This is a genomic window from Pseudomonas savastanoi (genome assembly GCF_020917325.1).
Taxonomy (GTDB): Bacteria; Pseudomonadota; Gammaproteobacteria; order Pseudomonadales; family Pseudomonadaceae; genus Aquipseudomonas; species Aquipseudomonas amygdali.
The window spans coordinates 1,652,477-1,673,013 of the sequence record NZ_CP076652.1 but is presented as its reverse complement, the minus strand read 5'-3'; the positions used below and the strand labels follow the sequence as shown (position 1 = coordinate 1,673,013).

At 58.1% G+C, this 20,537-nt stretch carries 18 protein-coding genes and 2 tRNA genes; 7 read left to right on the top strand and 13 right to left on the bottom strand.

The annotated features are described in order from the left end of the window. Positions 1–10: 10 nt before the first annotated feature. On the bottom strand, positions 11–973 hold the full coding sequence (locus KP808_RS07430; RefSeq protein WP_005732900.1) for an NAD(P)H-quinone oxidoreductase: 963 nt from the start codon (positions 971–973) through the stop codon (positions 11–13). 138 nt (positions 974–1,111) lie between these two features. On the opposite strand from KP808_RS07430, the gene KP808_RS07425 reads away from it, so the two are divergent. Together KP808_RS07425 and KP808_RS07420 are read left to right on the top strand one after the other, a co-directional pair. Next, entirely contained in the window at positions 1,112–3,193 is a 2,082-nt protein-coding gene (locus tag KP808_RS07425; protein WP_004657761.1) for a carboxy terminal-processing peptidase, read from the top strand. Between the two features lie 116 nt (positions 3,194–3,309). Then, on the top strand, positions 3,310–5,082 hold the full coding sequence (locus tag KP808_RS07420) for a bifunctional diguanylate cyclase/phosphodiesterase (protein WP_058399779.1): 1,773 nt from the start codon (positions 3,310–3,312) through the stop codon (positions 5,080–5,082). A gap of 17 nt (positions 5,083–5,099) precedes the next feature. Here the strand turns inward: KP808_RS07420 and KP808_RS07415 are convergent, their stop codons facing one another. From KP808_RS07415 to KP808_RS07395, 5 genes are all read right to left on the bottom strand, one after another. Next, positions 5,100–5,471, bottom strand: coding sequence for a hypothetical protein (locus KP808_RS07415; protein WP_003430937.1), 372 nt, complete (start codon positions 5,469–5,471; stop codon positions 5,100–5,102). Continuing rightward, entirely contained in the window at positions 5,468–5,809 is a 342-nt protein-coding gene (locus KP808_RS07410) for a helix-turn-helix domain-containing protein (protein WP_003368334.1), read from the bottom strand. The genes KP808_RS07415 and KP808_RS07410 overlap by 4 nt, the downstream gene beginning before the upstream one ends. Before the next feature lie 100 nt (positions 5,810–5,909). Then, positions 5,910–6,362, bottom strand: coding sequence for a YkvA family protein (locus KP808_RS07405; RefSeq protein WP_002552636.1), 453 nt, complete (start codon positions 6,360–6,362; stop codon positions 5,910–5,912). 365 nt (positions 6,363–6,727) lie between these two features. Continuing rightward, positions 6,728–7,501, bottom strand: a complete 774-nt coding sequence (locus tag KP808_RS07400) for an FKBP-type peptidyl-prolyl cis-trans isomerase (protein ID WP_002552635.1) — start codon at positions 7,499–7,501, stop codon at positions 6,728–6,730. Between the two features lie 206 nt (positions 7,502–7,707). Beyond that, positions 7,708–9,117: a DUF4329 domain-containing protein gene (locus KP808_RS07395; RefSeq protein ID WP_230017927.1), complete on the bottom strand. Its 1,410-nt coding sequence runs from the start codon at positions 9,115–9,117 to the stop codon at positions 7,708–7,710. A gap of 246 nt (positions 9,118–9,363) precedes the next feature. On the opposite strand from KP808_RS07395, the gene KP808_RS07390 reads away from it, so the two are divergent. Then, positions 9,364–9,882 carry a cupin domain-containing protein gene (locus tag KP808_RS07390; protein ID WP_058399777.1) on the top strand — a complete coding sequence of 173 codons (519 nt, stop codon included), beginning with the start codon at positions 9,364–9,366 and terminating at the stop codon, positions 9,880–9,882. Between the two features lie 10 nt (positions 9,883–9,892). On the opposite strand, the gene KP808_RS07385 is transcribed toward KP808_RS07390, so the two are convergent. Then, positions 9,893–10,813 (bottom strand): LysR family transcriptional regulator, encoded by a 921-nt coding sequence (locus KP808_RS07385; RefSeq protein WP_044321058.1) that lies wholly within the window; start codon positions 10,811–10,813, stop codon positions 9,893–9,895. 134 nt (positions 10,814–10,947) lie between these two features. Between KP808_RS07385 and KP808_RS07380 the strand changes: the two genes are divergently transcribed. Next, the gene (locus KP808_RS07380; protein WP_122258288.1) at positions 10,948–12,003 is read left to right on the top strand and encodes a tartrate dehydrogenase; all 1,056 of its coding nucleotides are present in this window, start codon (positions 10,948–10,950) and stop codon (positions 12,001–12,003) included. Between the two features lie 105 nt (positions 12,004–12,108). Then, a complete protein-coding gene (locus KP808_RS07375) occupies positions 12,109–13,452 on the top strand; it encodes a dicarboxylate/amino acid:cation symporter (RefSeq protein ID WP_230017926.1) in 1,344 nt (447 codons plus the stop codon). A 1-nt stretch (position 13,453) separates the two neighbouring features. Here the strand turns inward: KP808_RS07375 and KP808_RS07370 are convergent, their stop codons facing one another. The 5 genes from KP808_RS07370 to KP808_RS07350 all read right to left on the bottom strand — a co-directional run bounded on the left by KP808_RS07370 (position 13,454) and on the right by KP808_RS07350 (position 16,373). Beyond that, the gene (locus tag KP808_RS07370) at positions 13,454–13,831 is read right to left on the bottom strand and encodes a VOC family protein (RefSeq protein WP_058408885.1); all 378 of its coding nucleotides are present in this window, start codon (positions 13,829–13,831) and stop codon (positions 13,454–13,456) included. Positions 13,832–13,886: 55 nt separating this feature from the next. Beyond that, positions 13,887–15,077, bottom strand: a complete 1,191-nt coding sequence (locus KP808_RS07365) for a CaiB/BaiF CoA transferase family protein (protein WP_122258290.1) — start codon at positions 15,075–15,077, stop codon at positions 13,887–13,889. A 122-nt stretch (positions 15,078–15,199) separates the two neighbouring features. Continuing rightward, positions 15,200–15,595 carry a hypothetical protein gene (locus KP808_RS07360; RefSeq protein WP_122281476.1) on the bottom strand — a complete coding sequence of 132 codons (396 nt, stop codon included), beginning with the start codon at positions 15,593–15,595 and terminating at the stop codon, positions 15,200–15,202. A gap of 604 nt (positions 15,596–16,199) precedes the next feature. Continuing rightward, positions 16,200–16,276, bottom strand: a tRNA-Asp gene (locus KP808_RS07355). A gap of 21 nt (positions 16,277–16,297) precedes the next feature. After that, positions 16,298–16,373 (bottom strand) — tRNA-Val (locus KP808_RS07350). A gap of 171 nt (positions 16,374–16,544) precedes the next feature. Between KP808_RS07350 and rdgC the strand changes: the two genes are divergently transcribed. Next, positions 16,545–17,465, top strand: coding sequence for a recombination-associated protein RdgC (gene rdgC, locus KP808_RS07345; protein ID WP_230017924.1), 921 nt, complete (start codon positions 16,545–16,547; stop codon positions 17,463–17,465). 89 nt (positions 17,466–17,554) lie between these two features. After that, complete coding sequence (locus KP808_RS07340) at positions 17,555–18,502, top strand: bile acid:sodium symporter family protein (protein WP_230017922.1); 948 nt, start codon at positions 17,555–17,557, stop codon at positions 18,500–18,502. A gap of 97 nt (positions 18,503–18,599) precedes the next feature. On the opposite strand, the gene KP808_RS07335 is transcribed toward KP808_RS07340, so the two are convergent. Next, entirely contained in the window at positions 18,600–20,474 is a 1,875-nt protein-coding gene (locus KP808_RS07335; protein WP_058399771.1) for an MFS transporter, read from the bottom strand. Between the last annotated feature and the right edge of the window lie 63 nt (positions 20,475–20,537).

Genomic DNA, 20,537 nt, shown 5'->3' with positions numbered 1-20,537 from the left:
CACCGACGGGTCAGACCAGGCTTTCGTCGATGACCAGCACGATCTTGCCGGACACCGTGTTGGTCGCCAGCTCTTCGAACGCAGCGTCGGCATCCTTGATCGCAAAGGATTTTGCCAGTTGCGGCTTGAGGCGGCCTTCAGTGAACAGCGGCCAGACGTGCTGGCCCAGGTCGCTGAGCAGGTCGGCCTTGAATGTGTCATCGCGACTGCGCAAGGTCGAACCCATCAGCTGGATACGTTTGCCCAGCACGTGCGCCAGATCCACCTGCGCCTCGCGCCCGCTCATGATACCGATCAGCACCCAGCGACCGTCCAGAGCCAGCAGTTTCACGTTGAGTTCGGCGTAGCTTGCGCCCACCGGGTCGAGGATGACGTTGAACGGTGCAAAATCGTTCAGGCCTTCAAGACTTTCGCTACGTACTACGCCCCCCTGTGCTCCCAGTTCGACGCAATAGGCCAGACGCTCGGTCGAACCGACGCTGACCCAGACCGGGTTGCCGAACGCTTTGCAAAGCTGAATACCGGCTGAACCAACCCCACTTGCGCCTGCGTGCAACAACACCTTTTCACCCGGCTTGAGGCCTGCCAGCTGAAACAGGTTGAGCCACGCGGTGGCATACACCTCAGGGATGGCGGCGGCCTCATGCAGCGACAGCCCCTCCGGGACCGGTAATACATGTCGCCCGTCGACCACCACTTCTTCGGCCATCGCCCCGCCCGCCAACAGCGCGCAGACGCGGTCTCCGACGACCCAGGACGTACCCGGACCGACTTCGGCGATCACGCCCGAGCACTCCAGACCCAGCGTCTGAGTGACGCCGGGCGGCGGCGGATACTTGCCTTCGCGCTGTAACAGATCGGCACGATTCAAACCTGCCGCAGCCACTTTGATACGTACCTGCCCCACATCGAGGGCCGGACTCGGCTCCTCGACCCATTCCACATGTCCTTCAACGCCTTGCAATGCCTTCACGGTGCCTCCATAGTGAGTCCAGACTGAGCCCGTGGCTGTTTTGCCCGGGCTTTTGCATTATGCGGCCGGGTCCAAAGGAACCGGCGACCTCAAAGACGGCCTAATATGCGTTATCAATTGTCCTCGCGTCGAATCAGCATGAAGCAATTATTCCCCAGCACTGCCCTCGCACTGTTTGTCGGCCTTAGCGTTTTGCCGATGTCAGCCAGTACCTTTGCCGCCAACAGCTGGGATAATCTTCAGCCGGACCGCGACGAAGTGATTGCCAGCCTCAACGTGGTTGAGCTGCTCAAACGACATCACTACAGCAAGCCGCCCCTGGACGACAAGCGTTCGGCGATTATTTACCAGAGCTACATCAAGCAACTGGACCCCTCGCGCAGCTATTTCATGGCCAGCGACATTGCCGAATTCGACAAATGGCAGTTCCAGTTCGACGACTTCCTCAAAAGTGGCGACCTGAATCCGGGGTTCACTATCTACAAGCGCTACCTGGACCGCATCAAGGCGCGTCTGGACTTCGCGCTGGCTGAATTGAGCAAGGGCGTCGACAAGCTCGACTTCAACACCAAGGAAACCCTGCTGGTGGACCGCAAGGACGCCGCATGGCCCAAGGACACTGCCGAACTCGACGAGCTGTGGCGCAAGCGCATCAAGGATGAAGTCCTGCGCCTGAAGATCGCAGGCAAGGACCCGGCGAAGATCCAGGAAACCCTGACCAAGCGTTACAAGAATCAGCAGGCCCGTCTGAACCAGACTCGCGCCGAAGATATCTTCCAGGCCTACATCAACACCTTCGCCATGTCTTACGACCCGCACACCAACTACCTGTCACCTGACAGCGCGGAAAACTTCGACATCAACATGAGCCTGTCGCTGGAAGGCATCGGCGCTGTGTTGCAGAGCGATAACGACAACGTGAAAATCGTGCGTCTGGTCCCGGCAGGCCCGGCGGCCAAGACCAAGCAGGTCGCGCCGGCCGACAAGATCGTGGCCGTTGCCCAGGGCGACAAGGAAATGGTCGACGTGATCGGCTGGCGTCTGGATGAAGTCGTCAAGCTGATCCGCGGTCCGAAAGGTTCCGTGGTCCGTCTGGAGATCATCCCGGCCAGCAATGCGCCGAATGACCAGACCAGCAAAATTGTCGCCATCACCCGTGAAGCGGTGAAGCTCGAAGAACAGGCGGCCAAGAAGTCGATCCTGCACCTCAAACAGGATGGCAAGGACTACAAACTCGGGGTCATCGACATCCCTGCGTTCTATCTGGACTTCAAGGCCTATCGTGCTGGCGATCCGGAATACAAGAGCACCACCCGTGACGTGAAGAAACTGCTTACCGAGCTGCAGGCCGAGAAGGTCGATGGCGTGGTACTGGATCTGCGTAACAATGGTGGCGGTTCGTTGCAGGAAGCGACCGAGCTGACCAGTCTGTTCATCGACAAAGGCCCGACCGTGCTGGTGCGCAACGCCGACGGCAAGGTCGATGTGCTGGAAGACGAAGCCAAAGGCGCGTTCTACAAAGGCCCTATGGCCTTGCTGGTCAACCGTCTGTCCGCTTCGGCGTCGGAGATTTTCGCTGGCGCGATGCAGGATTATCACCGCGCACTGGTGATCGGTGGCCAGACCTTCGGTAAAGGCACCGTGCAGACCATTCAGCCGCTCAATCATGGCGAACTGAAGCTGACCCTGGCCAAGTTCTACCGGGTTTCCGGTCAGAGCACCCAGCATCAGGGTGTAGTGCCGGACATCACTTACCCGTCGCTGATCGATACCAAGGAAATCGGCGAGAGCGCCCTGCCCGAGGCCATGCCATGGGACAGCATCAAACCGGCGATCAAACCTGCCATCGATCCGTTCAAGCCCTTCCTGGCCCAACTGCAGGCGCGACATGAAGCGCGTTCGGCGAAAGACGCCGAGTTCGTGTTCATTGAAGACCGCCTGGCGCTGGCCAAGAAGCTGATGAACGAAAAAACGGTCAGCCTCAATGAAGCCGACCGTCGTGCCGAGCATGCGTCCATCGAAAGCAAGCAGCTCGCGCTGGAAAACACCCGCCGCAAGGCCAAGGGTGAAGAGCCGCTGAAGGAGTTGAAGAAAGAAGACGAAGACGCGCTGCCAGTGGAAGACGAGAAAACCAAACCCGAGGACGATGCCTACCTGGCAGAGACCGGGCGTATTCTGATCGACTATCTGGGGCTAAGCGCCGCTGTGGCAAAAAAATAAGGCAGACTCATTGATGGCCATTTAGCTTCAACGTCATCAAACAGTCATGAAGCTGTCGTGAAATACGGGGCTGAACGCGCAAGCGCTCAGCCCTTTTTATTCTCTTCGAGACGACCATGACCCTAACCGAACAGTTGAGCACACTGAGTTCAATTCTGGCTCGTGGTGATTTGCACAGCTTGTTCCAGCCCATCGTTTCGCTATCGGAACGTCGAATTCTGGGTTATGAAGCCTTGACCCGCGGACCGTCCAACAGCGCGTTGCATTCGCCCCTGAACCTGTTTGCCATCGCTCGACAGGCAGGCCGCCTGAGTGAGCTGGAACTGAGTTGCCGTGACAGCGCCTGCCGGCGTTTCAGTCAGCAGAAGTTGCCGGGCAAGCTGTTTCTCAACGTCTCTCCCGAATCGCTGCTCGAAACGTCTCATCCTCCGGGGCGGACGCTGGAAATGCTGCGCCGATACCACATCGCGCCGAAGGACGTGGTCATCGAACTGACCGAGCAGATGCCTACCGACGACTTCGACCTGCTGTACAACGCGCTGCACCACTACCGCGACATGGGCTTCTCCATCGCGCTGGATGACCTGGGTGCTGGTTATTCAAGCCTGCGACTCTGGTCGGAGCTGCGTCCGGACTACGTGAAAATCGATCGGCACTTCATCGACGGAATTCATCAGGATGCGGTGAAGCGCGAATTCGTTGGCTCCATGCTGCAGATGGCCAAGGCTTCCAGAGCGACCGTGATTGCCGAAGGCATCGAATTACCCGAAGAGCTGGCAACGCTGAAGGACATGGGCGTAAACCTGGTTCAAGGCTATCTGCTTGCGCGCCCGCAAGAGCGCCCGCCGCGCGACACCCGCGCCATGCTGCCCAAGGCAGAGACCACCAGCGTGTCGCTGAACGAAGAAGCGGCAGACCTTTCTGCCCTGCTCAACCCGCAACCATCAGTCAGCCAGTCCACGCCCACCGCTGAAGTACTGGAAGCGTTTCGCAGGCAGGCCAATCTCAACTCGCTGGCCGTGCTGGACGACGAGGCCAGGCCCTGCGGCATCGTCCATCGGCACTCATTGTCCGAGGCACTGCTCAAGCCCTTCGGCACCGAACTGTTTGCCCGCAAGCCGATCAGCCGTCTGATGAGCGATGACTTTCTGGCCGTGGAAGTCAGCCAGTCACTGCAACAGGTCAGCCGACTGTTGACCAGCCGCGCCCGGCAGCGCATCGAAGAGGATTTCATCATCACCTCCAACGGTACCTATCTGGGCCTCGGACGGGTGATCGATGTTCTGAAATTGATTACCGAGATGAAAATCCAGCAGGCACGTTACGCCAACCCGCTGACCCTGCTGCCCGGCAATGTTCCGATCCAGCAATGCCTGACGCGTCTGCTGCAACAGGGCCGCGAATCGGTGATCTGCTATGTGGACATTGACAGCTTCAAGCCTTTCAACGACATCTACGGCTACGCCCGTGGTGATGAAGTGCTGCTGTGTCTCGCGCAGTGCCTGAACGACCGTATCGACCCGAGCAGGGACTTTGTCGGACACATCGGCGGGGATGATTTTCTGATGGTGCTGGGCGTCGAGGATTGGGAGCGGCGCCTGAAAACCCTGCTGGATGATTTCCAGAATCAATGCCGACGTTTCTACCGCGCGGAACATCTGGAAGCCGGTTGCTTCGTCGCCCTCAACCGACAGGGACAACGCCAGGAATTCCCGTTGTTATCACTGTCGATCGGCGTGGTGCACCTGCATGAAGAAAGCTGCACGTTGGTCGATGCCAGCCAACTGGCCGACCTCGCTTCACAGGCCAAGCACTTCGCCAAGGATGTCGCCGGCGCAAGCATTCACGTCATAGATTCAACGCGGCTGGATTTGTTGATGCAGGCGTGAGGGCCGGTGCCATTCCCCTACTGCGCTTCAACTTCCGGATAACTGTATTCAAACACCCGAACCACTTCCGAGGCATGCCATGAGGCTGCCGCGACGCCGTCCGACGGTCCGGAGAAACGGCCCAGGCGTTCAGCACACTCGAAAAAACCAGGACGCGGCAGGCGGCTTGCGCCCTGGCTGATGACCAGCGAACTGCGCAAGGGCTGTTCAGCGCGGGCATCCATGGCGGCGAGGTGCTCAAGAGCCGCCGTCAGGGTCTGCATGGCCGGACTGGGCAGTTGCAGGCGTTCCACCAGCGCGCGATAGGTCAGCAGATGCCGTTGGCGACGGGCCAGATCGAGCTCATTGAGCAGCCCGTCCCAATGCTGACGACTGATGCGCACGCTCACGACTCACCTCGCCAGCCCGGCACCCCAAGCTCCCACGCCAGGCTGCGCTTGATGGCGCCGTCCGGCTCACGAGTACCGTTCTCGATCAATTCCAGATAGGACGGGCTGATCCCGACGGTACGCGCCAGGCTCGCCGCTTCAAGGCCCTTGGCCTCGCGCAGTGCACGCAACTCATCGAACCCGGGAAGCTCACCGGCGGTAGTGCCGGAAGTCGATACAGCCGGCTCGCTGGAAGGTTTGCCGGCCAGTCCGGCAGCCTTCAGCAGCGCTTGATACTGCGCCCAGGGCAGCACTGCATATTCCGGCTCACCGTCACGGGATATCACTTGAAGATCCATAGAGTCACCTTGTACTACACGACCGCACACTGATCAGGCTTGATTCATAGGCTGGCATCTTAACAGCGTAACGCTACGGCTTGTGTTCCATCCGTGAGACTTACACCTTACCCCGCTCTTTCTCCAACAGCGCCTGAGTCTTGGGCAACTGCTCGACCACGATGAGCTTCTCGGGCGGTTGCTGCTCACGCCATGCGCGAAAAGCATCCAGTTCGTCGCTCAAGTGCTTGGTGACCCAGGCCAGCACTGCGATGTCATCGAACATTCCCAGGCCTGGAATCCAGTCAGGAATAGCGTCCAGCGGGCTGAGGAAATACATCAGGCCCGCGACAATGGACAAAATGGCTTTGGGGCTGATGCTTCGGTACTCACCGCGCCAGTAAGCCAGGCACAGGGCCTGGAGCAAACGCAGATCGTCCTTGAGCTTGCCCAGACGATTACCTTCACTGTTGCCCTTGCGCGCGACCGCAAACAACAACCCTGGCAGTCGCCCCGCTGCCAGCAGACGCCGGGCTCCGGGCAGATAACGGATAAAATTCCACGGTGCTTTCATACCCACTCCCGTTCAGCAAAATGTCTTTCGATAAAAGCAGATCCGGCGAACCTGCCTGGCCGGAGCTACAAGGTTATCCACAATAATTGTGGATAACCTTGTGAACAGTGGCTTTTTTCATGCCTGAACTCCCCGTTATCGGGGGGCCACAGTCAAATCGGGCGTTTTTTACTCACAAAAAAGCTACAAAGGTGTGAAACCGGTACCTTGCTCAAGCGAGTGCCGTTACCTTGCCGGACTGTCGGACAATGCTACTGCGCGCGTCCATGATAGTGGGACTGCCCGAATGGCCAAGCGTTCGGGAAATAAGCCGGACACAAAAACGCCCTGTCGAGACAGGGCGTTTTCTGTAGCCAGGTAGTGCGTTACTTCTTGGCCGGAGCCGAAGCGGCAGGAGCTGCCTCTTCTTCTTCGTCGGCATCAGCACCAGCAGTCGGTGCCGCTGCAGGGTCCTTGATACCCAACAGTTCAAGATCGAACACAAGTACCGAGTTGGCCGGGATAGCCGGGCTCGGGCTCTGCGCGCCGTACGCCAGATCACTAGGGATGAAGAGTTTGATCTTCTCGCCTACGTGCATCAGTTGCAGACCTTCGACCCAACCCGGAATAACGCCGCCTACAGGCAGGTCAATCGGGCTGCCGCGTTCAACGGAACTGTCGAAGACCTTGCCGTCAATCAGTTTGCCTTCGTAGTGAACAGTCACAACATCGGTAGGCTTGGGCTGAGCGCCATCCGCTTTCTTGATGATTTGATACTGCAAGCCGGAAGCAGTGGTGACCACGCCGTCCTTCTTGCCGTTCTCTTCGAGGAATTTCTTGCCGGCGGCCGAAGCCTCTTCGCTCATCTTGGCCAGACGCTCCTCGGAGCGCTTCTGCAGGGCTGAGAAGGCTTCAACCAGCTCTTCGTCTTTGAGTTTCTGATCTTTCTTGCCGACTGCGTCTTCGATACCCAGGGCTACAGCCTTGGAATCCAGATCATCCATACCTTCCTGAGCCAGGCTTTTGCCCATGTTCAGACCGATGCCATAAGACGCTTTTTGTGCCGGAGTTTTCAGCTCTACGGTGCTGGCTTGCTTGTCACAACCTGCGAGTACCAGACCGACCAGGGCAATCGCCGCTGCCAACCGATGCTGTTTCATGCTAATTCCTTGTTCATGCGCCAAAAGGGCAAACGAGTAAAGCCGCGAGCTTATCAGGCCGCCGCGATCAATGGCTACCGGCATGAGAGGGAGAAAACGCCGATAAGTTCAGGTATCCAAAGGTTTTCCCGGCGCGGCACTGGATTGTTCAGTTGCAGTTCAGTTTGCGATTCGCATGGGAAACGCGCGGGTTTGCAGCGAAGGGCTCAAGGCACGGGCCTGACCACCCCTGCATGAGGCCAGCGCTCACTGGTCTGCAGCACGCGCAGTTGCCCGGCTCGTGCCACTCTGCGAACAAAGTCCTGCATATTGATCGTACCTGCGGCGAGTTGCGCCTGGATGGACTCAGCCCCCGAGTACACGCGCGACACACTTCGCAAAAGCTGAAGCTCCTCGTCGGACCGGCTGGGTGTGTACGCGAGCAGTGCACCATCGGCTGCCGAGAAATAAACTGCCGACATCTCGAAGCCATAACGAATTGGCGAGCCTTTGGGTCGCTGTGCAGGCTTGTACCGATAACTGAACATGCGATGCAGATCGTCCGGGTCGAAGAAATCGCTCACTACTTCACGTCCGCCCTCGGCTACGAGGTTGGCAGACGAAAAATACATGCCGTCAACACGATAGCCATCAGGTAACGCGGGCCGGTAGTACGCATCGGGGTGAAACGCCGAACAGGGCGCGTAGACCGGGGCACCATCCTCAAGGATCGGCTCGGCGATCCGGTAGGCGCGCGTTACCGGGTTGAACAGTAGAAAACCGATGATCTGCGAATGAATGCGAGTGCCAATCTGGCCGTGCGCGTAACGTGCAGCCTCATCCGCACGGGTAAACGGCGCGCTGAGGCTCAGAGGCCTTGGTGGCCACTGCACGGCACAGCTTGCAGGCGGTGTTACAGGAGGCCTGCGAGTGGCGGTTTCGTCCGGATAAGGGTGCCAGTCAGTCGACACTTTCCCGACCCGCCCCCACAGACGACTGGGCACTATCACTTCCAGGTTCCCGGCACCTGCCAGCAACCGGACCACATCACTGGGCAGCATGGTGAGGTTCTGCAGCGCCTTGTGGATCTGACTGAGTTCACTCAGGTGCGGCATCTTTGGTGGTCCGGCAACACGCGCAAACAGTGTGTCTTCAGCGGCAGAACGGGACAAAGTGTATTTGATCAGCGAGCCGTCAGGCCCGGAAAGATAGGTCGCCGGGCAAATATCCTGATCATCGATCACTGCATAGATGTCGCCCGCCGAAAAGCTGTTCGGATAAGTAACCTTTTCACGCTCCGGCCATTCTTCAAGCCCGGCCTGAAGTGACGGGTGAGAATGGTAAATCGCATAGTCGTCATACCCTTGCGGGTAGAGCACATACCCCTCCTCATCGTTGCGCGGAAAGACTTCGTTGGGGTCAAAGCTGAACCGGCTGCCGTTCATGGGTTCGGTCGCGACGTACTTGCCATCCTTGGGAACCAGAATAAAGCCGCCGTATTCACGGTCACGCCGATTGCCGATTCGCTCATGGGCATAGCGCGCCGCATCATCTGGATGATCGAAAGGCACGCTGAACGCTGGCATGCCGGGATGGTGGTCAATGGACCGTTTTTCAATTCTTTTTCTGGGGTGCATCCGGGGCTCCTTGAAAGCCTGACTGATTGAGTCATTAGCGTAAGGAAACCAAGTGCCGCGGGTGACATAGATGAATATGACAAAAGCTAGACCGGGCGGCGCCCGGCAACATGAAACTAAAGATAATTTTTAACCGTTACCGGATGTGATTCGATCCGCTGCGTGGGCGAATCTGCCCAGCCCCTGTTTCGATCACCGCGACTGGCGATCAGGGCTTATGCAGTTTGTCGTGCTCAGGAACGTTTTATGCAATCGAACAATCGTTTTCGCCTGATGCGCTCGACGGCTTGCCAGTTGGCAGGCCTTGCAGCCATCACCGCAGCAGTCATGTTGCCGATCAGCACCGCCTATGCCACCAAGAAGCCACCTATTGTTGTAACCGAGGGCATCAAGGCATACAGGCTGTGCACAGGCCCCGACAATCTGTCACACGTCATCGAAGGCTCGATTGATCAAAAGGCAATGACCGATGTCAGCGCCCTGCACTTCAAGGAAACCCCGGCGCACTCGCAATACAACTGGCACGCCGCGCCAGAAGAGCAATACGTGATCACCCTTTCAGGCACGCTCGAGTTTTCCACCACCGGCGGAGAGAATTTCATACTGCGCCCAGGGGAAATATTGTTGGCACAGGACACTACCGGCCCAGGCCATCGCTGGAAACTGATCGACGACCAGCCGTGGCGACGCGCTTACGTCATTACCAAACCAGGAGACAAGGCTGCATTCATACCGAAGGAAGGGGCTGCTTCGAAGGGCTGCTGACGCCCGCAGCTCAATGCGGGTCTTGCAGCGGGACAACCCGATCCAGACTGGCAAAACGCTCCACCAGAAAATCGATCAGACAACGCACCCTGGCGGACAGATGCAACTGCTGCGGATAGACCGCGTAGACGTCCGCCCGAGTGGGTGTCTGGTCTTCAAGTACCAGACGCAAACGGCCACTGCGTACGTACCGGGCAATGTCCCATTCGGCGCGCAGCAAAATGCCGAACCCTTCCAGCGCCCAGTTCAGCGCGACCTCACCGTCGTTGCAGCCCAATGCGCCATGTACCTTGATGTTCTGCGTACGCCCCCCGTTGCTGAAGCTCCACACCCCGTAGGGTGTTTCGTTCTGACGCAGAAAAATACAATTGTGCTGCTGCAGTTCCGCCAGACGTGTCGGCGTACCGTGCTTTTCCAGGTACAGCGGTGATGCGCAGAGCAGACGTCGATTGGACGCGATCTTGCGCGCATGAAAGGCCGCATCCGGAAGACTGCCGAAACGAATGCCCAGATCAAAACCATGGGTGGCCAGATCCAGTGGGTGATCACTGATTTCCAGCTGGATCTGCACCTCGGGGTAACGGGCAAAAAAAGCCGCCAGTGCCGGGCCTATATGACGGCGACCGAAACCCAGTGAAGCGTTGACCCTGATTAGCCCTTTGGGGCTGGCAGAACTGCTGGTGATCAACTGCTCGACTTCATCAATCTGGGTCAGAATCCGCGCCGCATGGCTGAAATACAACTCGCCCTCGGCAGTCAGACTCATGGACCGCGTGGTGCGATTCACCAGGCGTGTGCCCAGCCGCGCTTCCAGAAGACTCAAGCGCTTGCTGATGGCAGGCGGCGTCACGCCCAGTTCGCGGGCTGTCGCGGCAAGGCTGCCCTGCTGAGCCAACAGATGGAAAAACGACAGGTCCTGTGTCTGGTTCATTAGTAACTCAAAGTTAATTATGTAGTGATTTCGAGTAACTCATACGTTCCGGCTCACTACATATACTCCGTCCACCCCCTGTCGAACAGAGCGTTCGCAGGCATAACAAAAAGCATCGGACAGTGGAGTGGACCATGAACAGTTACAACATTGCAGCAGTACCCGGCGACGGCATTGGCGTGGAAGTGATCGCCGCAGGTGTTGAAGTCCTGCAGGCGCTGTCGACAAAATCCGGCTTCGGCCTGACCTTCAAGCACTTTGACTGGAATTCGGATAACTACCTGAAGAACGGCCACTACATTCCTGAAGGCGGTCTGGCCGAACTCAAGACCTTCGATGCCATTTTCTTCGGCGCAGTGGGCGCCTTGAATGTACCCGACCATATTTCCCTGTGGGGTTTGCGCCTGCCGATCTGCCAGGGCTTTGACCAATACGCCAACGTACGTCCAGCGCGCGTTCTGCCCGGCGTAAAGAGCCCGCTGCACAACGGCCACGAGATCGACTGGGTCGTCGTTCGCGAAAACTCCGAGGGTGAGTACTCCGGCAATGGCGGGCGCGTGCACCGTGGCTTGCCGGAAGAAGTCGCAACCGAGGTTTCGGTGTTCACACGGGCCGGTGTAGAGCGCATTCATCGCTTCGCTTTCGAACTGGCGCGCACTCGCCCGCGCAAGCACCTGACCATGGTCACCAAGTCCAACGCGCAGCGCCATGGCATGGTGTTGTGGGACGAGATTTTCTACGAAGTGGCCAAGGACTTCCCGGACGTCAGGATCGACAAGGAGCTGGTCGATGCCGTGACCACGCGCATGGTGCTCAAACCATCATCGCTGGATGTCATCGTCGCCACCAACCTGCACGCCGACATCCTTTCCGATCTGGCTGCCGCCCTGTCCGGCAGCCTGGGCATCGCCCCTACCGCCAACCTCAACCCAGGCCGCAACTTCCCGTCGATGTTCGAACCGATTCACGGTTCGGCCTTCGATATAACCGGCAAAGGCGTCGCCAACCCGATTGCAACGTTCTGGACCGCTGCGATGATGCTTGAGCATCTGGGGGAATCGGCAGCGGCCAAGACCCTGATGTCGGCCATCGAGGCGGTTACCGAAAGCGGTCTGCATACCCCGGACCTCGGCGGCACAGCCACCACCCGGCAGGTCACCGACGCGGTACTGCAACTGATCAACCGCTGAGGCGCGTTCGCCAGATCAACGTCGTATCGAGGTACAACGCTACGGAGACCGGCCTGCCGAGTCTCCGGGCATTTCCTGACAACAATAAAAACTCAGGACCCGGTCATGAAAAGCATTCTAGGCAAACTGTACGTACAGGTTTTACTCGCGGTCATTCTTGGCGCCATCGTTGGCGTTGTGGCACCGGAAACCGGCGCAGCGCTCAAACCCATCGGCGACGCATTCATCAAGCTGATCAAGATGCTGCTCGCACCAGTGATTTTCCTGACAGTGGTGTCAGGCATCGCGCGCATGGAAAACATGAAGGAGCTGGGGCGCGTCGGGTTTCGGGCACTGGTCTATTTTGAAGTGGTGTCGACCCTGGCGCTGGTCATTGGTCTGGTCGTGGTGGATGTGTTCAAACCCGGTGCAGGGATGAACATCGACGTAGCAACGCTGGATTCTTCCAGCCTGAGCACCTACACCAGCGCGGCGAAGCATTCGTCGTTCATGGACTTTCTGATGGGCATCATCCCCGACACCATCATCGACGCGTTCGCCAAGGGCAATATTCTGCAAATCCTGCTGTTCTCGATCCTGCTCGGGATCGCTCTGGCGCAGGTAGGCCCGCGTGCCAAACCTTTTGTCGATGCGCTGGACAGCCTGATGCAGGGCATGTTCAGAATCGTCAACATGGTCATGCGCCTCGCACCGCTCGGCGCATTCGGCGCAATTGCCTTCACCATCGGCAAATATGGTTTCGGTTCGCTGTTTTCCCTGGGCAAACTGATGGCCTGCGTCTACCTGACCTGCGCAGTGTTCGTGGTCTTCGTGCTCGGGCCGATATGCCGCTACAGCGGTTTCAGCCTCTGGAAATTCCTGCGTTTCATCAAGGAAGAACTGTTCACGGTGCTGGGCACCAGTTCATCTGAATCAGTGCTGCCACAGATGATCTCGAAAATGGAGAAAGCCGGCGTATCAAAACCGGTTGCAGGAATGATCATTCCATCCGGCCTGACCTTCAACCCGGACGGACAGGCGATCTACTATACGATTGCCGCGATCTTCATCGCCCAGGCGACCAATACGCCACTGACCCTGACCGACCAGTTGATCGTGCTGGTGGTGCTGATGTTCACCTCCAAGGGTTCGGCGGGTGTCACGGGTTCAGGCTTCATCATTCTCGCCGCGACCCTCGCGTCCTTGGGCACCATACCGGTCGCGGGCATGGTGCTGTTACTGGGCGTGGACCGTTTCATGTCCGAAGCGCGGGCGATCACCAATACCATCGGCAACGGCGTCGGCACCATGGCCATCGCCAAATGGGTCGGCGCACTGGACAGCGAGAAGATGCATCGGGCGCTGAATGGCGAGGACGAGCCGACACAAGCCGAGCCTTCACCCCTGCCGAAAACCGGTCAGGTCAGACCTGCCGCTATCACGGAAGGGGTCAGTCCGTCGCCGACCTGAATCAGGCCAATTCGGAAATTTCGATCAGGTTCAGATCAGGATCGCGCACATACACAGAACGAATCGGCCCGGTGGCACCGGTACGCTCTACCGGACCTTCAACGATAGGCCAGTCCTGCTCTTGCAGGTGCGCGATGACCTGATCCAGCGGGATGCTGGCAATGAAACACAGGTCCAGCGCACCTGGCACAGGCAGATGGGCCTTGGGCTCGAACTCTTTGCCACGCTCATGGACATTGATTTTCTGATTGCCGAAGCGAAACGCCAGTCGGCCCTGGCGAAAGCGCTCTGGGGCCATACCCATCACACGTACGTAAAAGTCCTTGCAGGCGTCAACATCAGCAGTGGTCAATACAAGATGGTCCAGATGATCAATCACGGGATCAGCTCCGTTTGGAATAGAGTTTTGTTTACGGCAAAGGCCGCATTTCGGATCAGATGATGCCAAGCCGACGCCATTCAGCGCGAGTGGCTGCGTCTATACCGTGTGCTTCGAGAACGGCATCGGTGTGCTGACCCAGGGTCGGCGCAGGCGCTCTTACCTGGCCCGGCGTGTCTAGAAGTTTAGGCACGATCCCCGGGAGAGTGACGGGCGTGCCGTCATCCAGCGCGCTCTGCAACAACATGTCACGCGCCTGATAATGCGGGTCGCTGGCGATATCGGCAGCGTCGTAGATCTTGCCTGCCGGGATACGCGCCTCGTTGAGTGCAGCAAGAACTTCGTCCATCGAGCGCTCGGCGGTCCAGGTCGAAATGGCAGCATCAATGCGTGCCACATGCCTGACTCGCCCGTCGTTGTGCTCAAGCTCGGGGTCATTGGCCAGATCCAGGCGACCGATCTTTTCCATCAACCGACGGTAGATACTGTCGCCATTGCCTGCGATTAGCGCGTACTTGCCATCATTGCAGCGGTAGGCGTTGGTCGGTGCGATGCCTGGCATGCTGCTGCCTGCTGGCTCACGGACAGTATTGAATACCGAATACTCGGGAATCAGGCTTTCCATCACGTTGAACACTGACTCGTACAACGCGACATCTATCTGCTGACCGTCACCGCCATTCTGTTCGCGGTGCCGAAGCGCAAGCAGAATGCCGATAACGCCGTGCAGCGCCGACAGCGAGTCGCCGATCGACACACCGACACGCACCGGCGTACGCCCTGGCTCGCCCGACAAATGACGCAAACCGCCCATCGCCTCGCCTATTACGCCAAAACCCGGCCTGTCACGGTACGGGCCGGTCTGCCCATAGCCGGAGACGCGCAGCATGATCAGTTTCGGATTGAGGGCATGCAGCTCTTCCCAACTGAGCCCCCAACCCTCAAGCGTACCGGGGCGGAAATTCTCGACCAGCACATCGGCATCACGAATCAGCTGGCGGGCCATTTCCTGCGCCTGAGGCTGGCGCAGATCGAGGGTCACTGACTGCTTGTTGCGCGACTGCACCGCCCACCATACGGAGGTACCGTTGTGCAGCAAACGCCATTTGCGCAGAGGATCACCGGTCAGCGGCGGCTCGACCTTGATGACCTCGGCACCGAACTCGGCAAGGATCTTCGCCGCAAAAGGTCCGGCAATAAGCTGGCCCAGCTCCACCACCTTGATGCCCTGAAGAGGTAAATTCATGACACGTCCGTTCTTGTTGGGAATGGATAGATGATCTGCGCAAATGCGATGGATGGAAAGCCGCAGGTGTTTAACGAGGTTCTGCCCTCAAGCAAGCCCCGCACCCGGCGAGGCTCATTCAATCAGTTGCTGCACGCCAGCTGAAAGCTCATGGAAGCATCGCCCGAGGCACCGTCCTTGCCGACCATGAGACCTAACACATTGACTTCTTTTGTGGTGGCAGCCCCACCCAACTTGACGTGACCGTAGAACAGCCGTTCATAGTCACTGGTATCAATAGAAGATGCCGAGCAGAAACCAGGCGAGTGTTTGAAGTGGCCCTCATTGAAAATCACTTTATACGTTGCGAAATAGTCGTTCTTACTACTGTAACTTACGGACTTAATCCACGGAGACGACTGAGTAACGACAGTGCCGTGCTGATCGATAGTCGCGGTGTGCAGCGCAGGCAAGGCCAACGCGCTGACGGAGGCTGCCATGACAGAGGCAGCCATGAGCAGTTTAATACCAGTGTTCATATAATTTCCTTATTTAAATATAGAGCATTCAACCGCCTTGACAGGGCGACCTTACAGAATCAGATATAAGACAGTCGGTCAGCACACTGAAGTGCTCTAACCGACAAAACCAGCTAATACCAGCGAAGATGAGAAATCAAGGACCTGATCGCGTTAAATAAAGAGCGAGCCAGAAACTTCAATAAATAAGGAAATAACTTACATTGGCAAAGAGGAAGTCTTACCTGATGATGCGTGGAAGCACACGACATTGCATCACATGAAAACAGCGCTCCTCTGCAAAAATCAACCAGACCGTGCCATTAGAAACCAAGCGTCAAGGGTATTGAACTGCGATGGCTGCACTGAATATTGTTTTCACAACGCGCATCAAAATGGACTGCTGACCCTGGCCAACGTGGCCGATGCAGATGGCCCGCACATGGTCGAAAGCCTGGGCGGAAATAGCTTGGTCGTATGGTTACCAGGATGGCTCGGTAGCTGCCTGTCACACCCCGATGAATGAACGAGGACTTCATCGTTTCAGGAAAGCAGAAAGCAGAAAGCCCGCACAAGGCGGGCTTTCTGTTTGCTTCAAGGAGTTCAAGGGCCTTGAAGCTGAATATGGCGCAGCGGACGGGACTCGAACCCGCGACCCCCGGCGTGACAGGCCGGTATTCTAACCGACTGAACTACCGCTGCGCGTAACACTAAAAGCGAGTTTGGTGGGTGATGACGGGATCGAACCGCCGACCCGCTGCTTGTAAGGCAGCTGCTCTCCCAGCTGAGCTAATCACCCTTCACTCTCGGTGTGGCGCGCATTCTACGGAGCGACCTGCACTCTGGCAAGCACTTTTTTAAATAATTTTTATAATCCTTCCAAAGGCTTACAAACGCTCTGTGCAGGGTTGGCCGCAGCCGCCGAGGAGCGAATAATGCCCGCCTTTGTATAGAAAGAGAGACTCACCTCATGTGGTTCAAAAACCTGCTTGTCTATCGCCTGACCCAGGACGTGCCTTTCGATGCCGAAGCGCTGGAGACAGCACTGGCAACCAAACCGGCTCGTGCCTGCGCCAGCCAGGAGGTGGCCACCTATGGTTTCGTCGCTCCTTTCGGCAAGGGCGAGGACGCTCCATTGGTACACGTCAGCCAGGACTTCCTGCTGATTGCTGCACGCAAGGAAGAACGCATTCTGCCAGGCAGCGTTGTACGCGACGCGCTCAAGGAAAAAGTCGACGAGATCGAAGCCGAGCAGATGCGCAAGGTCTACAAGAAGGAACGCGATCAACTCAAGGATGAAATCATCCAGGCCTTTTTGCCGCGTGCGTTTATCCGCCGCTCCGCGACCTTCGCTGCCATCGCGCCAAAGCAGGGCCTGATTCTGGTCAACGCCTCCAGCCCGAAACGCGCCGAAGACCTGCTGTCGACCCTGCGTGAAGTGATCGGCTCGTTGCCGGTACGTCCGCTGACCGTCAAGGTTTCGCCAAGTGCGACCATGACCGACTGGGTCAAGACCCAGAAAGCGGCCGACAACTTCTTCGTGCTTGACGAATGCGAACTGCGCGACACCCACGAAGATGGCGGCATCGTACGTTGCAAGCGTCAGGACCTGACCAGCGACGAAATTCAGCTGCACTTGAACACCGGCAAGGTCGTTACCCAGCTGTCGCTGGCCTGGCAGGACAAGCTGTCGTTCGTGCTGGACGACAAACTGGTAGTCAAGCGCCTGAAGTTCGAAGACCTGCTGCAGGATCAGGCGGAACAGGACGGTAGCGATGAAGCACTGGGCCAGCTCGACGCCAGCTTCACACTGATGATGCTGACGTTCGGCGAGTTCCTGCCGGAGCTGTTCGACGCGCTGGGCGGCGAGGAAATCCCGCAGGGGATCTGATCACCGCCCGTCGCTGCCTGCAACACCGCGCCGTCCTGTGAGACGGCGCGTTCATTTCACACAGGTTTTTTTACAGGAGGGAACACGCCATGCGCGCGTTGGCAGCCTTGAGTCGGTTTGTCGGTAATACCTTTGCTTATTGGGTGCTGCTGTTCGCCATCCTGGCGTTTCTGTTCCCGCAGGCTTTTATCGGTCTGAAAAGCTGGATCGTACCGCTGCTGGGTCTGGTCATGTTCGGCATGGGTCTTACCTTGAAGCTGGAAGACTTCTCTGAGGTGGCGCGCAACCCGTGGCGCGTTGCGCTGGGTGTGGTCGCGCACTTTGTGATCATGCCCGGCGTGGCCTGGTTGCTGTGTCAGGTGTTTCAACTGCCGCCGGAAATCGCCGTGGGTGTGATTCTGGTCGGCTGCTGCCCGAGCGGTACGTCCTCCAACGTCATGGCCTGGCTGGCCAAAGGTGATCTGGCGCTGGCGGTGGCAATCGCAGCGGTGACCACCCTGCTCGCACCGCTGCTGACCCCGACGCTGATCTGGTTACTGGCGTCGGCGTGGCTGCCGGTGTCCTTCCTCGATATGTTCTGGTCGATCCTGCAACTGGTCATGCTGCCGATCGTGCTCGGTGTGGTTGCACAGCGTCTGCTGGGTGCGCGGGTCAGCTATGCCGTGGACGTGCTGCCTCTGGTCTCGGTGGTGAGCATCGTGATGATTGTCTGCGCCGTAGTCGCCGCCAGCCAGGCGAAAATCGCCGAATCGGGCTTGTTGATCATGGCCGTGGTGATCCTGCACAACACTTTCGGCTTTTTGCTGGGTTATTTCACCGGCAAGGCCTTCAAGCTGCCCTTGCCGCAACGCAAGTCACTGGCGCTGGAAGTCGGCATGCAGAACTCAGGGCTTGGCGCCGCATTGGCCAGCGCTCACTTTTCGCCACTGGCGGCGGTGCCAAGCGCGCTGTTCAGCGTCTGGCACAACATTTCCGGGGCGTTGCTATCGACGTATTTCAGGAAGATGCCGGAGGAAGAAACCAAGCCCGGCCTTTGATCCGCGGCGGCACCTGAAGGTGACGCAGAGCATCACTAAATGCATGCCTACGAGCATTGGCACGATAGTCATATCTTACCAATGCAGCGCGGAGCGCTTATTGCACCTTCCCTCTCAGCGCCTTCACCTCTTCGCGCACATCCACCGGCGTTGCAACATCTGCTGCAATGGGCGAACCGGCGACCAGCACCACGCGAGACCAGAGGCGACGGAACAGAGTCTTGCTCGGGTCACGGCTGAAAAAGCTGCCCCACAAGCCTTGTAGTGCGAGCGGAATGACCGGCACTGGCGTTTCCTGGATGATGCGGCTCATGCCGCTCTTGAAGCCGCTGATCTCGCCGTCGGTGGTCAGCTTGCCTTCCGGGAAGATACACACAAGCTCGCCTTCCGCGAGGTACTGAGCGATGCGCTTGAACGATTGCTCGTAGATATCCATGTCCTCGTTGCGCCCGGCAATCGGGATGGTCCCGGCCGTGCGGAAGATAAAGTTGAGGACCGGCAACTGGTAGATCTTGTAGTACATAACAAATCGGATCGGCCGCCGCACGGCACCGGCAATCAGCAACGCATCGACAAAGGACACATGGTTGCAGACCAGCAGCGCTGCGCCCTCATCTGGTATCCGGTTCAAATCGCGATGCTCGACGCGGTACATGGAATGGCCCAGCAGCCAGATCATGAAGCGCATGGTGAACTCGGGGACGATTTTGAAGATGTAGATATTGACGGCGATGTTCATCAGCGACACCGCCAGAAACAGCTGCGGAATCGACAGTTTGGCGAAGCTCAGCAGCAGGATCGAGACAATCGCCGAAACCACCATGAACAGCGCGTTGAGGATGTTGTTGGCAGCAATGACCCGTGAGCGCTCTTTCACCGGTGTTCGCGATTGGATCAGGGCGTACAACGGCACGATATAGAAGCCGCCGAACACGCCGATGCCCAGGATATCGAACAACACCAGCCAGCCCTGCCCGTAGGAAAGGACCGCCAGCCAGTCGTTGGCCTGCACGTTCTGCGGGAAACCACCGGAATGCCACCACAGCAACAGACCGAAAATCGTCAGCCCCATCGAGCCAAACGGCACCAGCCCGATCTCGACCTTATGCCCGGATAACCGCTCGCAAAGCAGCGACCCCAGCGCGATGCCAATGGAGAACACGGTCAGGATCAGCGTGACGACCGTTTCGTCGCCGTACATCCACTCTTTGGCGTAAGCGGGGATCTGCGTCAGGTAGATAGCACCGACAAACCAGAACCACGAGTTGCCGACAATCGAGCGCGAGACTGCGGGCGTCTGTCCAAGCCCCATGCGCAGGGTCGCCCATGACTGGGTGAAAATATTCCAGTTGAGTTTCATCTCGGGCGAGGCGGCAGTCGCGCGCGGAATACCGAAGCTGGCAACGAACCCCAGGCAGGCGACCAGCACGATAGCGGCCGCAACAACCCAGGCATAGTGCGCAGAAGACATCATCACGCCAGCACTGATGGTGCCGGCCAGAATCGCCAGAAAGGTGCCCATCTCGACCAGCGCGTTGCCACCGACCAGTTCGCTCTCGCGCAGGTGCTGGGGCAGGATCGAATATTTGACCGGCCCGAACAGCGCTGAATGCGTGCCCATGGCGAACAGCGCCGCCAGCATCAATTCAAGGTGATCGAACAGAAAGCCCGCAGCCCCGACCGCCATGATGACGATCTCGCCGAACTTGATAATGCGGATCAGCGTGTCCTTGGGGTACTTCTCGCCGAACTGCCCGGCCAGCGCCGAGAACAGGAAGAACGGCAGGATGAACAGCAAGGCACACAGATTGACGTAGATCGAACGATCCCCGTCGATGCTCAGCTTATAGAGGATAGCGAGGATCAATGACTGCTTGAAAATATTGTCATTGAACGCCCCGAGGGACTGCGTGATGAAAAACGGCAGGAAACGGCGTTTCCCGAGCAAGCTGAATTGTGACTGTTGGCTCATCGTCCGTGGTCCTGAGAGGCTGGGGTGAACTGACGTAGCCGCCAATCCGAGGCACATTGAAGA